This window comes from Flavobacterium alvei (assembly GCF_002920895.1).
GTDB lineage: Bacteria > Bacteroidota > Bacteroidia > Flavobacteriales > Flavobacteriaceae > Flavobacterium > Flavobacterium alvei.
The window spans coordinates 206,425-219,694 of the sequence record NZ_PQVG01000004.1 but is presented as its reverse complement, the minus strand read 5'-3'; the positions used below and the strand labels follow the sequence as shown (position 1 = coordinate 219,694).

14 protein-coding genes are annotated in these 13,270 nt (G+C 36.0%); 7 read left to right on the top strand and 7 right to left on the bottom strand.

Annotated elements, in window-relative coordinates:
- Positions 1-361: 361 nt before the first annotated feature.
- From C3L50_RS08455 to C3L50_RS08425, 7 genes are all read right to left on the bottom strand, one after another.
- A complete protein-coding gene (locus tag C3L50_RS08455) occupies positions 362-760 on the bottom strand; it encodes a hypothetical protein (protein ID WP_103805740.1) in 399 nt (132 codons plus the stop codon).
- 175 nt (positions 761-935) lie between these two features.
- Positions 936-1,718: an enoyl-CoA hydratase/isomerase family protein gene (locus C3L50_RS08450; RefSeq protein ID WP_103805739.1), complete on the bottom strand. Its 783-nt coding sequence runs from the start codon at positions 1,716-1,718 to the stop codon at positions 936-938.
- Between the two features lie 12 nt (positions 1,719-1,730).
- Positions 1,731-3,203, bottom strand: a complete 1,473-nt coding sequence (locus tag C3L50_RS08445; RefSeq protein WP_394338022.1) for a sensor histidine kinase — start codon at positions 3,201-3,203, stop codon at positions 1,731-1,733.
- A gap of 73 nt (positions 3,204-3,276) precedes the next feature.
- Positions 3,277-3,828, bottom strand: coding sequence for a CopD family protein (locus C3L50_RS08440; protein WP_103805737.1), 552 nt, complete (start codon positions 3,826-3,828; stop codon positions 3,277-3,279).
- Positions 3,829-3,838: 10 nt separating this feature from the next.
- Positions 3,839-4,705, bottom strand: a complete 867-nt coding sequence (locus C3L50_RS08435) for a hypothetical protein (protein ID WP_133158866.1) — start codon at positions 4,703-4,705, stop codon at positions 3,839-3,841.
- A 19-nt stretch (positions 4,706-4,724) separates the two neighbouring features.
- Positions 4,725-5,738, bottom strand: coding sequence for a ferrochelatase (hemH, locus tag C3L50_RS08430; RefSeq protein WP_103805735.1), 1,014 nt, complete (start codon positions 5,736-5,738; stop codon positions 4,725-4,727).
- A gap of 63 nt (positions 5,739-5,801) precedes the next feature.
- A complete protein-coding gene (locus C3L50_RS08425; protein WP_103805734.1) occupies positions 5,802-6,674 on the bottom strand; it encodes a helix-turn-helix domain-containing protein in 873 nt (290 codons plus the stop codon).
- Positions 6,675-6,897: 223 nt separating this feature from the next.
- Between C3L50_RS08425 and hemA the strand changes: the two genes are divergently transcribed.
- The 7 genes from hemA to hemB are packed head-to-tail and all read left to right on the top strand — an operon-like array spanning position 6,898 to position 13,270.
- Positions 6,898-8,202, top strand: coding sequence for a glutamyl-tRNA reductase (gene hemA, locus C3L50_RS08420; protein ID WP_103805733.1), 1,305 nt, complete (start codon positions 6,898-6,900; stop codon positions 8,200-8,202).
- A 58-nt stretch (positions 8,203-8,260) separates the two neighbouring features.
- On the top strand, positions 8,261-9,190 hold the full coding sequence (hemC, locus tag C3L50_RS08415) for a hydroxymethylbilane synthase (RefSeq protein WP_103805732.1): 930 nt from the start codon (positions 8,261-8,263) through the stop codon (positions 9,188-9,190).
- Positions 9,190-9,855 (top strand): uroporphyrinogen-III synthase, encoded by a 666-nt coding sequence (locus C3L50_RS08410; RefSeq protein ID WP_103805731.1) that lies wholly within the window; start codon positions 9,190-9,192, stop codon positions 9,853-9,855. The genes hemC and C3L50_RS08410 overlap by 1 nt, the downstream gene beginning before the upstream one ends.
- A 58-nt stretch (positions 9,856-9,913) precedes the next feature.
- Positions 9,914-10,942 carry a uroporphyrinogen decarboxylase gene (gene hemE, locus C3L50_RS08405; RefSeq protein WP_103805942.1) on the top strand — a complete coding sequence of 343 codons (1,029 nt, stop codon included), beginning with the start codon at positions 9,914-9,916 and terminating at the stop codon, positions 10,940-10,942.
- Positions 10,943-10,950: 8 nt separating this feature from the next.
- A complete protein-coding gene (locus C3L50_RS08400; RefSeq protein WP_103805730.1) occupies positions 10,951-11,316 on the top strand; it encodes a hypothetical protein in 366 nt (121 codons plus the stop codon).
- The gene (gene hemF, locus C3L50_RS08395) at positions 11,316-12,218 is read left to right on the top strand and encodes an oxygen-dependent coproporphyrinogen oxidase (protein ID WP_103805729.1); all 903 of its coding nucleotides are present in this window, start codon (positions 11,316-11,318) and stop codon (positions 12,216-12,218) included. Before C3L50_RS08400 ends, hemF begins: the two co-directional genes overlap by 1 nt.
- A 56-nt stretch (positions 12,219-12,274) precedes the next feature.
- Positions 12,275-13,270 (top strand): porphobilinogen synthase, encoded by a 996-nt coding sequence (hemB, locus tag C3L50_RS08390; RefSeq protein WP_103805728.1) that lies wholly within the window; start codon positions 12,275-12,277, stop codon positions 13,268-13,270.

The window sequence follows — 13,270 nt, the reverse complement described above, 5'->3', positions numbered from 1 at the left end:
GGTAGAATAGATGTAATAAAATCTTCTTTTAAGATAAACCAAACCATACAAATTAAGAGCCAAAATAAACTAAAATAAATATTTCTATAAAGATTTGCGATACCTATAGTTAAAGGTAACCACCATATCAAAACAAAAGTTAAGCTTTCAGGGTCAATAAAAAAAGACATATTGATTTGGTGCTTTTTAAAATACCATATAGTACATTCAGAAATAATAAGAGATAAGCACAGTAATAGTTCTAAAATCGACAATCTTTTTAGATAAAAACCGAATTTCAGAAAGGATATATTATTATTTTCTGTTTGTTTCATAAAATTTTAGCTAGTTGAATACCGACCACTGAATACTGCAAACTTTTTCAAATCCCCTTTTCTTTCATTTCCAAAATCACATCCGAAGCGTTCTTGAAAGTGGGTGCTTGTTCGATAATACTTCCCACACGTTTTTTGTTGAGTTTAAAGGTAATGTCGTTTTCGGTTGTGAATAACAATGCCGTCAAAAAAGGATTGTTCATATAGGGAGCCAAAACAAAAAAAGCCTCTTCCAGCGAATGGAAACTTTCGATTTCTTCGGTTTTGTATTTTGCCGTAAGTTGAAGGCTAAACATATCATTTTCTAACAAAACGGGACGCACATAAATGTTTTTCAACTCGGTGTCGCCTATGGTTTTGGCCAAAGTCAATTTGGCATAGGTTTTATTTTCGATGCTTTCTTTTACTTTTTCCCAGAATTGGACAAATACAGGTTGGAAGGACATAATTGTTGTTTTTGAAAATGTTTTAAAATATAATGAATTGATATTTGAAGAATAAACAACTCTTCTTTACTGTCTATAAAGTTCCGCAAATTTAAGCGAGTTTGGATTGATTAATTTGCGAATTTGCAGTTTAATTTTTTGAAGACCAACTGAACACTAAAACCTGAACACTTCTCTATTCCCCTTTAAACTCTGCTTTTCTTTTCTCTAAAAAGGCAGTTGTTCCTTCTTTGAAATCTTCGGTGGCAAAACAAGCTCCAAAATTTTTGATTTCAACATCAAATCCGTTCACACCCGTTTTAAAATTAGCATTTACGGCTTCAATAGCTCTGCTAATAGCCACGGGAGAATTTTTCATAATTCTTGTAGCCACGGTCATATAGGCAGAAAACAAATCTTCTTGGGGTACTACGTGATTCACTAATCCGTATATTTTTGCGGTTTCGGCATCAATCATTCCTGCGGTTAGAATCATTTCCATTGCACGACCTTTTCCCACTAATTGTGCTAAACGTTGCGTTCCGCCATAACCCGGAATCACGCCAAGCGAAGTTTCAGGCAAACCCATTTTAGCATTCTCCGAAGCGATTCTAAAATGACAAGCCATTGCCAATTCCAATCCGCCACCAAGGGCAAAACCATTAATTGCAGCAATGACAGGTGTTTTCATATTTTCGATAAAATCGAACAAAATTTGATGTCCTTTTGCCGCAAGTTGAGTTCCTTCTTCGGCCGAAAAATGAGCAAATTCAGCAATATCGGCACCAGCTACAAAAGCTTTTTGGCCGCTTCCAGTTATGATAATTACACGAACATCAGGATTTTCATTGACTAATTTTAAGGTTTCGTGTAATTCTTGAATCGTTGCTTTGTTTAACGCATTCAATTTTTCAGGACGATTGATAAAAAGCGTGGCGATGCCTTTTTCGTGTTCTAAAATTATATTTTCTAATGTCATTTGCTTTTAAGTTTATGGGTTTATTAATGGCAATGAAACCCTAAAAGTAGTTCCTTTTCCTTTTTGAGATTCGAATGTAATAGTTCCGTTATAATTTTCGATAATGTTTTTGATGATACTCAAACCCAATCCCATTCCGCTGGATTTTGTGGTGAATTTTGGATCAAAAATTCGATTGAAATTATGAGTATCAATTCCAATTCCGTTGTCGGCAATTGTTATAATGACATTGCTGGATGCTTTTTTGATGTTGACACAAACTGCCTTATTTTCTTGATTTTCTGGAATGGCTTGAAGAGCATTTTTGACCAAATTGGTAATAATTCGAACGAGTTGTGTACGGTCAATTTTCGAAATAATTTCTTCTTGTTCGGCTTTGAAATGGATGTATTCTTCGTTAAAAATATCCATTGTTAATTCCACCACGTCCACCACATTCAAAGTTTCGTTTTGTTGAACTGGCATCGAGGCGAAGTTTGAAAATGCCGAAGCCACAGAACTCATCGTGTCAATTTGCTGAATTAAGGTTTCGGAATAATCGTTGATTTTTTGTTTTAGATTCGGGTCGTTTTGATCAAACTTTCGTTGAAAACTTTGTACCGTCAATCGCATTGGCGTTAGCGGATTTTTGATTTCGTGCGCCACTTGTTTGGCCATTTCTCGCCAAGCTTCTTCTCGTTCGCTTTGGGCTAATTTGAGAGCACTTTCTTCGAGCTCATCGACCATTCCGTTATAAGCTTTAATCAAAAGATTGATTTCTTTGCTGTTGGCTTCGAGTACAATTTTTTCGTTTTTCTGATTCAAACTCGTTTCGCTCAATTTATCCGAAATGGTTTTTAACGATTTTGTGATATAGGAAGAAAGAAAATAAGCCACCCCAAAAGCTACCAAAAGCATGAAACTATACACTTGCGCCAATCTAATCAAGAAACTTTGTAGTTCAGCTTGATAATAGCTGTCGTCCTCTACATAAGGTAAATTCAGGATTCCTAAAGGTTTGAATTTGTCATCTTTGATTAAGCTATAAGACGAACGGTTCTTTTTTCCATCAATGGTTTTGATGTCAACGTATCTTTTTTCGATAGAAGATTGAACCAGTTTTAGAATATATTTTGGAATTGGAGGGGTTACTGGGTCAATAGAAAATCTTGATTTTGAAGATTTCAAAAGTATTCCGTCAAGGCTATAAATATTAATTTCAAGATTGTGAATATCGGACAATTCGTGAATTTTATCCTTAAAAATCAAGGCTAAATTACTAGGTGTTAGCGGATAAGTGGTGTTTGAAAGCACATAATTGATGTTCTCTTTTATGGCGTCTTCTTTATGCTCTAAGCGTTCTTGATGGTATTGCTTGGCCTCATTTTTGAACTGAATTATAGAAATGGATGCTAATAATATGGAAGCCACAATAATCAATACTATCATCGAAAGGAAAATCCTGATTCGCAACGAAAGCATTGATATTTTGAAGGTTTTTAGCATTTTTTTAGTGATTAGCGAATAGTAATTAGTGAATAGTCAAGGGCTTTTAAAGCTAATTACTATTCGCTAATTACTAATTACTTTTTTCTCGAATTCTTTTATAAAATTGAAAGCCCAACATAATCAAGATAGAAAACAACATAATTCCGACTACGCCATAAATCCAGTTTATAGCATTTTTCAGAATAACCAAAAATACCACGGCAAATAAGATAATTGTTGCTCCTTCGTTCCACAAACGCATATGATTTGTGGTGTATTTTACTTGGTCGTTTTGCAATTCTTGGTATATTTTGTGGCATTTGTAATGGTATAAATACAGCACAAAAACAAAGCCAAGTTTTACGTGCATCCAAGGCATTTGCAACCAAGCATTTCCCGTAGGGGTAAAAAACAGCATCCAAAACGCAAAAAAACTGGCCAAAACAGCTGAAGGCCAAGTGATAATGTACCACAAACGATAGGTCATTATTTTGTATTGTTTTTGCAAAATTTCCTTTTCTGGCGAAGGTTTGTCGTTGGCTTCAATTTGGTACACAAATAAACGAACAATATAAAAAAGTCCGGCAAACCAAGTGATGACAAAGATGAGGTGTAGGGATTTTAGGTAGTTGTATAGTTCCATTTTTATAAAGTTATTCCTCTTCTATTATTTTTTTAAATCTAATTTGATGAATTTCTTTTAATAAAGGAGTGTTAGATTTGATGATTTTCACATCAATATTTAACATAAATTCCTTGTAACGATTGTACGTATAGCTAAATCCAGCTTCCTCTAAAAGCTTTTTTATAGCTTCTGTTTTCTCTTCGTCTTTAACACTAAAACTTAATGTAGAAGTTGGTTTCATTCTTTTATGTAGCCAATATGCGTTTTTCCCATCAATGTTTATACTCACATAACTTTGGGTAAAACCTATATTTATCTTACTGTCTTGTTCTTTATAAATTTCGATTAATTCTTTTGCATTTGTATGTACCCAAGGCGCATCATTTGTCCAAGTTGCTTCATTTACAACTTTTACATCTTCTTCATTTTCTTCGGGTTCGAGATAAATATCTATTATTTTTGTAAAGTTCAATATTTTTTCTCCGCCTACTTCGAGTAAATCTGCTTGAACAGCAATCATTGGAATGTTTAAACTCATTAGTTGGATTACGTTGAAATATCTTCTGTCAAAAGATTCAGCAACTAATACACAAAAATGTTGTCTTTGGGGGTATTTTCTTTTTTCATTGTCCCAATATTCAATCGAGCGAATGATGTGCGAAGGGTCAGTTTCTCCAAGCATAACTTCAACTTCATACATTGAATTCTGCTCAGGGTCTTTTAAAAGAATATCAAGTCTTCCTCCACTTGATTGTTTCTTTTCTTTATTTACAGGAACTAAATTTCCAAGTCCAAGAACTTTTGGATTATCGTAAATTATATCTTGTAACCAATATTCATCCTTTCCAGCACTTCGGATAAAAATTTTCTTTCCTATTTTAATTTCGTTTTCCAATGTTTTTATTTTTATAAAGTTATTTTGCCCAATCATTTAACCATTTTGCCACCGTTTTGCACCATTCTTCATCGTCATTCAAACACGGAACTGCCATAAAATTTTCACCTCCATGTTCCTTGAATTGGTGGTTGGCTTCCATTGCAATTTCTTCTAATGTTTCTAAACAATCTGCCACGAAAGCTGGGGTAACAACTGCCAAATTCTTAATGCCTTTCTCGGGCATTTTGTTTACTTCGACATCCGTGTAAGGTTCCAGCCATTTGTCTCCAGCCAACCGCGATTGAAAAGTCTGGCTGTATTTTCCTTCGGGAATACCTAATGCTTTTACGACCAATTTTGTGGTTTCATAACATTGATGACGATAGCAAAACTCGTGAGCTGGCGATGGCGTGTTGCAACAAGAACCGTCTATTTTGCAATGCGATTTGGTTATATCAGTTTTACGGATATGACGCTCCGGAAGTCCGTGATAGGAAAACAAAAGATGGTCATAATCATACCCTTCCAGATGTTTTTTGATAGAATCAGATAAATTTTTGATGTAATCGGGTTTGTTGTAAAAAGCAGGAATTGATGAAAATTTCATATTCGGGAAATGCTCTTTTCGAACTTCTTCGGCTTTTTCGAGAACCGTAACCGTTGACGACATCGCGTGATGCGGATACAAAGGAAAAAGCAATACTTCGGTAACGCCTTTGTCTGCTAGTTCTTTTAGTCCAGTATAAATGTTAGGATTTCCATAACGCATTGATAATGCCATTGGAACGCTAACTTGAGGTTTTACTTTTTCGAACATTCTTTTGGAAAGCACCACAAGCGGCGAACCTTCTTCCCACCAAACTTTGGCGTAAGCTTCAGCCGATTTTGCTGGTCTTTTTCTCAAAATGATGCCACGAACTAAGAAAGCACGCAACAAAAATGGAACGTCAATCACATATTTGTCCATCAAAAATTCGTCTAAATACGGTTTTACGTCTTTTGCAGTTGGACTTTCTGGCGAACCCAGATTGACTAATAGAACTCCTTTCATATGTTGTTTTTGGTATTAACCCTTTCAGAGTTTCATACTCTGAAAGGGTTTGTTAATTATTTTTTAAGTATTCGGATTAATCGACATCAAATATTTCTTTGGGGTGGTGCCAAATTTCTTTTTGAAAGCCGCGATAAAATGACTTCCTGTGCTGTAGCCAATTTTCAAACCTACTTCATTGACATTATACGAACCACTGTCCAATAATTTTCGGGCAGAATCCATTTTGTAATCGAAAAGAAAACCATAAACAGTGTCTCCATAAATTTGTTTGAAACCCATTTTTAGCTTCTTCAAAGTTAATCCTATTTCATCGGCTAATTCCTGTAAACTTGGTGGTTCGGCGATATTAGCAAGAACGAGTTCTTTGGCTTTTTTTATTTTCAAAACGTTTTCTTCATCAATCAAAAACGGACATTGCTCTGCATTTGGATCTTCGGTTCGGTTGAAATACAAACTTAATAATTCGTATCCTTTGCCTTTATAATACAAGTTTTTTATGGATGGATGCAAGTTATAATGAAACAATTGAGTCAAAACAATCGCCATCGACGGACTGATGTCGCCTTCTTTATAATATTTTTTATCCCGATTGTCTTCACTCAAAAAAGTGATGTAATTGGCTTCGGAAGAAAACAAGTTGTGAAATTTTTGAATGGAAATGATAACCGAAATTACCCAAGAATTAGGGGCAATTTCTAAGTTTAAAGGCAATTCTTTTTGTGGATTGTACAGCAACAAAGACTTTTCTTCCTTTAAGTCTAAAGCGTAGCTTCCTTGATTGAAAAGAAATTTGGCTTTTCCTTTCAAACCAAAATGGAATTGAATCAATCCGCTTTTTACTTCACGCTGTGTACAATACACTTCATCACTGTCATTTTGAAACCTTAGTAGGGTAAAGTCGTCTTCGATTGTTATAATATCCTGTGAACTCATTGCGACATTTTTTTAAAATAATATGATAATTATCAGGTAATTGTTAATAAATAAATTTTACATTTGTCTTATAAATGCCTGATTTCATTACAAAAATAGTGTTTTTAAATTAAATTTCAGACTTATAAACAAAAATCATTTGGCGATACTATTAGTACTTTGAGCGTTGTTTTAATAAAAACTGTAGTTCTAACTTTGCCAATCCGATTAGAAAACATCAAATATGGAAAACCTAAACATACCCAAACACAAAACTTTCTACTCTATAGGGTTGAGTTACAAGAAAGCAGATGCCGAAGTTAGAGGTAAGTTTAGTCTTGATGCTAAAACAAAAACCAAAGTATTGCTCCAAGCCAAAGAAGAAGGTATCGAAAGTTTAATCGTTACTTCTACTTGCAATCGCACCGAAATTTATGGTTATGCTGATCATCCTTTTCAATTAATAAAATTAATCTGCGAAAACAGCAATGGAACTGTCGAAGAATTTCAAAAAGTAGGATTTGTATATAAAAACCAAGAAGCTATCGACCATATGTTTCGAGTAGGAACAGGTTTAGACAGTCAAATTCTTGGCGATTTCGAAATTATTGGCCAAATAAAAAACAGTTTTGAAGAAGCTCGTTCATTGGGATTAATCAACGCTTTTTTAGATAGATTGATCAATACGGTTATTCAAACCAGCAAAAGAATTAAAAACGAAACCGAAATTAGTTCGGGAGCCACTTCTGTTTCTTTTGCAGCTGTACAGTACATCATTAGAAATATTGAGGATATTGGAAATAAAAATATTTTGCTTTTCGGAACAGGAGAAATAGGTCGAAATACTTGCGAAAATTTAGTAAAACATACTAAAAACGAGCAAATTACCTTAATTAATAGAACCAAAAGTTCTGCCGAAATTTTGGCTGGCAAACTGAATTTAGTCGTAAAAGATTATTCAGATTTACATCTCGAATTACAAAAAGCCGATGTTTTGGTAGTGGCAACTGGTGCACAGAATCCAACTATCGACAAAACTTTGTTGAATTTAAAAAAGGACCTTTTGGTCTTGGATTTATCCATTCCTAAAAATGTGAATGCCGATGTGCAACAAATTCCGGGTGTAACTTTAATCCATATGGATTATTTGTCGCAAATGACCGATGACACGCTCGAAAGAAGAAAACAACACATTCCAGCTGCCGAAGCCATTATCGAGGATATGAAATTAGAATTGAATACTTGGATGAATGGCCGAAAATATGCGCCAACCATTCACGCATTGAAAGCAAAATTGAATGATATTGTTGCCGGAGAATTGACTTTTCAACGTAAAAAATTATCCAATTTTGACGAAGAACAAGCCGAATTAATTACTTCCAGAATTATCCAAAAAATAACCAACCAATTCGCCAGTCACCTTAAAGACGAAAACACTTCGGTTGACGAGAGTATAGAGTTTATCGAAAAAGTATTTCAAATAGGACTACAAACTCCTCAAAAAACAACTTCGCCAATCGAAGAAAAATACAAAATCAACCTGTCATAGTAAAAATCTAAACAAACCTTAATATCTTTATGGTTTAAAAAAAAAGAAAAAAGGTTTAATGAATTCAAAAAAAACAATTCGGATTGGGACTCGCGACAGCGAATTAGCTCTTTGGCAAGCCCATACAGTTCAAAAAAAGCTAAACGATTTAGGTTATAAAACTGAAATTATTGCCGTAAAATCGCAAGGCGACATCATTCTCGACAAACCCCTTTACGAACTCGGAATCACCGGAATTTTCACAAAAACATTAGATATTGCCATGATAAATGGACAAGTCGATATTGCCGTGCATTCGATGAAAGACGTGCCAACGGCCTTGCCTATTGGGATTGTTCAAGCCGCAGTTCTCCAAAGAGCCAACACTTTGGATATTTTGGTTCACAAAGGAAACCTCGATTTTCTGGAAGAAAACGCAACAATAGCCACAGGAAGTTTGCGTCGTCAATCGATGTGGTTGAACAAATATCCCAATCATACAGTAGTCGATTTGCGTGGAAATGTGAACACTCGAATGCAAAAACTAACCGAAAGTGATTGGAGCGGAGCTGTTTTTGCCGCTGCAGGTTTAGAAAGAATCAATTTGAAACCAACCGATTTCATCAATCTGGATTGGATGATTCCAGCACCAGCTCAAGGTGCAATGGTTGTTGTGGCAATGGGTAACGATGAATTTGTTCTCGATGCTGTTTCTCAACTCAATGATGTAGAAACCGAAATTTGTACTTACATCGAAAGACAATTCCTGAAAACACTCGAAGGCGGTTGTACCGCACCCATTGGCGCATTGGCAAAATATTGCGAATTGGAAGACACTTTTACTTTCAAAGGTGCTTTGCTGTCTATTGATGGAAAGCAAAAACTGGAAATTGAAAAAATCGCACCCGTTGAAGAATGGAAAAAATTAGGTTTCAATTGCGCCAAAGAAATTTTGGATAATGGAGGTGCGGAGTTGATGGCAACTATAAAAGAGAGTTTGAAGAAATAATGAGTAACCCAATCAGCATTCTATCCACAAAAATACTTTTGAGCCATCAAAAGCAAGCCTTATTGAATGCAGGTTTTTCAGTAACCGAAGCCAATTTCATCAAAACCGAAAACTCAGATTTTGACTTAAAAGGAATTAACGACAATCTGATTTTCACTAGTCAAAATGCGGCTCAAAGCGTTTTACTTCATCCCAAATGCGGCGAATTAAAATCCAAAAACGTGTTTTGTGTGGGAATGAAAACCAAGGCATTGTTGGAAGAAAATGGTTTTACGGTCGAAGTTTATGTTGATTATGCTTTCGATTTGGCCGAAATCATCACCTTGATTTATGCCAAGGAAAGTTATACTTTTTTCAGCGGAAATTTACGAAAAGAGACCTTGCCGAAAGCCTTGAAAGCAGCCAAAGTCAACTTCAACGAAATTCAAGTGTATGAAACGACTTTGACGCCACAAAAAATAAAAACGCCAGTTGATGGAATCCTGTTTTTCAGTCCGTCAGCTATTGAAAGTTATTTGAAGGAAAACAAAATAAAAAACGAAATTTGCTTTTGCATTGGCGAAACCACTGCCGAAACTTTGGAAAAAACAACCAGAAATATAATAGTCGCGGATCAACCATCGGTTGATAACTTGATTGAGGATGTAATCGAAGAATATAAATAATTTTGACTTAACAGGTTTTTAAAACTTGTTAGGTCTGTTGAACGATAAAAAAACGAAAATGATAAAGAACGACCTATTTTTAAAAGCATTAAGAGGAGAAACAGTAGAACGTCCACCGGTTTGGATGATGCGTCAAGCGGGAAGATATTTGCCAGAATTTAGAGCATTGCGTGATAAATATGATTTTTTTACTCGTTGTGAAACTCCGGAATTGGCTGCTGAAATCACGGTGCAACCCATTCGCATTGTTGGTCCAGATGCTGCAATTTTGTTTTCGGATATTTTGGTGGTGCCAAGAGCAATGGGAATTCACGTGGAATTGAAAGATAATTTGGGCCCGATTATCCCCAATCCAATTCGCACAATGGAGCAAGTAAATCAAGTTTATGTTCCAGACGTAAACGAAACTTTAGGCTACGTTTTTGATGCCGTAAAATTGACCAAAGAAATGTTGAACGATGAGGTGCCTTTGATAGGTTTTGCTGGTTCGCCTTGGACGATTTTCTGTTATGCCGTGGAAGGGAAGGGTTCGAAAAGTTTTGACACTGCCAAAGGATTTTGTTTCTCGAACCCTGTTGCAGCGCATACTTTATTGCAAAAAATTACAGATACGACTATTTTATATTTGAAAGAAAAAGTAAAAGCAGGTTGCAACGCCATCCAGATTTTCGATTCTTGGGGCGGAATGCTTTCACCAACAGATTATCAGGAATTCTCCTGGAAATACATCAACCAAATTGTGGATGCCTTGGCAGATATTACGCCGGTTATTGTTTTCGGAAAAGGATGTTGGTTTGCTCTTGGCGAAATGGGAAAAAGCAAAGCATCTGCTCTTGGAGTAGATTGGACTTGTACACCAAGAAATGCTCGTTATTTGTCTGGCGGAAACGTGACTTTACAAGGAAATTTTGACCCTTCAAGATTATTGTCGCCAATTCCAACCATCAAGAAAATGGTGCACGAAATGATTGACGAATTCGGAAAAGACAAATACATCGCCAATTTAGGCCACGGAATTTTACCCAATATTCCTGTAGATCACGCCAAAGCTTTTGTGGATGCGGTGAAGGAGTACAGACAAAAGTAAGTTCAAAAATGCTCAACAAAGGTTTACGAGATCAGGAAAGTATTCGAATAGACAATGTGTTAAAGACGTTGCTTTCTTTGGTTTTTGTGCCTGAAAAAGAGGTTGAAATAGAAGAAGCTTTAAAAGATTTTGGGCTGAATGTCGAAAGTTTGTTTGCAATACCAAACGATGATTTGATTTTTCTTTTAGACCGTTTGCATTTAGATTGGAATCAACAAGAGCAATTTGCCGATTTTTTGATAGCTTTTTCCAAAGAAAATTCAATTGATTTATCTGAAAAATCTATTGCCATTTATAATCATATTCAAACCGAAAGCAAGATTTTTTCATTTGGGATATTCAATAAAATCGCTGTTGCGAAAGCAAATTTATAATGAAAAATAAATTTTACACCTACATACAAAACCTTCAAGACCAAATCGTAGCAGGATTAGAAGCCGTTGATGGTCAAGCCAAATTTCGAGAAGATCTTTGGGAACGACAAGAAGGTGGAGGAGGAAGAACCCGCGTTATTGAAAACGGTAAAGTTTTCGAGAAAGGCGGTGTTAATATATCGGCTGTTCACGGAAAATTGCCAGATTCTATGCAAAAATTATTCAACGTTGGCGAAGCTGATTTTTTTGCCTGTGGATTGAGTTTGGTCATTCATCCAAAAAGTCCAATGGTGCCAACGGTTCACGCAAACTGGCGCTATTTCGAAATGTATGATGACAATGGAAACGTGATTCAGCAATGGTTTGGCGGCGGACAAGATTTAACGCCTTATTATCTGTTTGAGGAAGATGCCGTTCATTTTCATCAAACTTGCAAAACAGCTTGTGATAAGCACAATCCAGCTTTTTATCCAAAATATAAAAAACAATGTGATGGGTATTTTTGGAATGCACATCGTAACGAAGCACGAGGAATTGGCGGATTGTTTTTCGATTATTGCAAAGCAACCGATACAATGTCAATGGAAAATTGGTTCGATTTTGTTACCGAAGTCGGAAACAGTTTTCTTGAAGCCTATGTTCCAATTGTCGAAAAAAGAAAAAATTTAGTATATTCGGATGCCAATAGAACTTGGCAGGAAATCCGTCGTGGTCGTTATGTGGAGTTCAATTTAGTTCACGACAAAGGCACTTTATTTGGCTTAAAAACCAACGGTAGAATTGAAAGTATCCTGATGAGTTTGCCACCACACGTTCAGTGGGTGTATGACCATCATCCTGAAATAGGAAGCGAAGAAGAAAAGTTATTGAAAGTATTAGAAAAACCAAAAAATTGGGTTTAAGTACAAAGTAAAAAAACTTTAAAACTTAAACTTTAAAACAATTTAAACAAAATAGTATGTTCCCATTACAAAGAGGCAGAAGATTACGTGTGAATGAAAGCATTCGTTCCTTAGTTCGTGAAACAACATTAAGTCCATCCGATTTTATGTTTCCGATGTTTATTGCTGAAGGCGAAAACGTAAAAGTTGAAATCCCTTCGATGGTTGGCATTTACCGTCGTTCGATAGATTTAACTGTAGAAGAAGTCAAAGAACTTTTTGCTTTAGGAATTCGTGCTGTAAACATTTATGTAAAAGTAGATGAATCCCTAAAGGACAATACAGGAAAAGAAGCTTGGAATCCTGATGGATTAATGCAAAGGGCTATTAAAGCCATTAAAAAAGCGTGTCCAGAAATGATAGTAATGCCCGATGTGGCGTTAGACCCTTATTCTATTTATGGCCACGACGGTATTATTGCTAATGGCGATGTGGAAAATGACTCCACCAACGATGCTTTGGTAAAAATGGCTGTTTCCCACGCTCAGGCTGGAGCCGATTTTGTTGCTCCTTCCGATATGATGGACGGTCGAGTTTTGCGTTTGCGACAAGGTTTGGATGCGGCAGGTTTCCACAACGTGGGGATTATGAGTTATTCGGCTAAATATGCTTCGGCATTTTACGGGCCTTTCCGTGATGCTTTGGACAGTGCGCCAAGAGAATCTGATATTGAAGTTCCAAAAGACAAGAAAACCTACCAAATGGATTATGCTAATCGAATCGAAGCCATCAAAGAAGCCGTTTGGGACGTAGAAGAAGGTGCCGATATGGTGATGGTAAAACCTGGAATCGCTTATTTGGATATCGTTCGTGAAGTAAAAAATGCTGTGAATGTTCCCGTAACGGTTTTTCACGTATCCGGTGAATACGCAATGATAAAAGCTGCCGCCGAAAGAGGTTGGCTCGACAACGACAAGATTATGATGGAACAATTAATGTGTATCAAAAGGGCAGGAGCAAGCCTGATTTCAACTTATTTTGCCAAAGAAGCTGCAATACTTTTAAATAAATAA

Coding starts and splice junctions, on each gene's coding strand:
- C3L50_RS08450 (WP_103805739.1), bottom strand. CDS start 1,718: ATGACATTAGAAAATATAATTTTAGAACACGAAAAAGGCATCGCCACG.
- hemA (WP_103805733.1), top strand. CDS start 6,898: ATGGAAAACCTAAACATACCCAAACACAAAACTTTCTACTCTATAGGG.
- C3L50_RS08400 (WP_103805730.1), top strand. CDS start 10,951: ATGCTCAACAAAGGTTTACGAGATCAGGAAAGTATTCGAATAGACAAT.
- hemC (WP_103805732.1), top strand. CDS start 8,261: ATGAATTCAAAAAAAACAATTCGGATTGGGACTCGCGACAGCGAATTA.
- hemF (WP_103805729.1), top strand. CDS start 11,316: ATGAAAAATAAATTTTACACCTACATACAAAACCTTCAAGACCAAATC.
- hemE (WP_103805942.1), top strand. CDS start 9,914: ATGATAAAGAACGACCTATTTTTAAAAGCATTAAGAGGAGAAACAGTA.
- C3L50_RS08440 (WP_103805737.1), bottom strand. CDS start 3,828: ATGGAACTATACAACTACCTAAAATCCCTACACCTCATCTTTGTCATC.
- C3L50_RS08445 (WP_394338022.1), bottom strand. CDS start 3,203: ATGCTAAAAACCTTCAAAATATCAATGCTTTCGTTGCGAATCAGGATT.
- hemB (WP_103805728.1), top strand. CDS start 12,275: ATGTTCCCATTACAAAGAGGCAGAAGATTACGTGTGAATGAAAGCATT.
- C3L50_RS08425 (WP_103805734.1), bottom strand. CDS start 6,674: ATGAGTTCACAGGATATTATAACAATCGAAGACGACTTTACCCTACTA.
- C3L50_RS08455 (WP_103805740.1), bottom strand. CDS start 760: ATGTCCTTCCAACCTGTATTTGTCCAATTCTGGGAAAAAGTAAAAGAA.
- C3L50_RS08410 (WP_103805731.1), top strand. CDS start 9,190: ATGAGTAACCCAATCAGCATTCTATCCACAAAAATACTTTTGAGCCAT.
- hemH (WP_103805735.1), bottom strand. CDS start 5,738: ATGAAAGGAGTTCTATTAGTCAATCTGGGTTCGCCAGAAAGTCCAACT.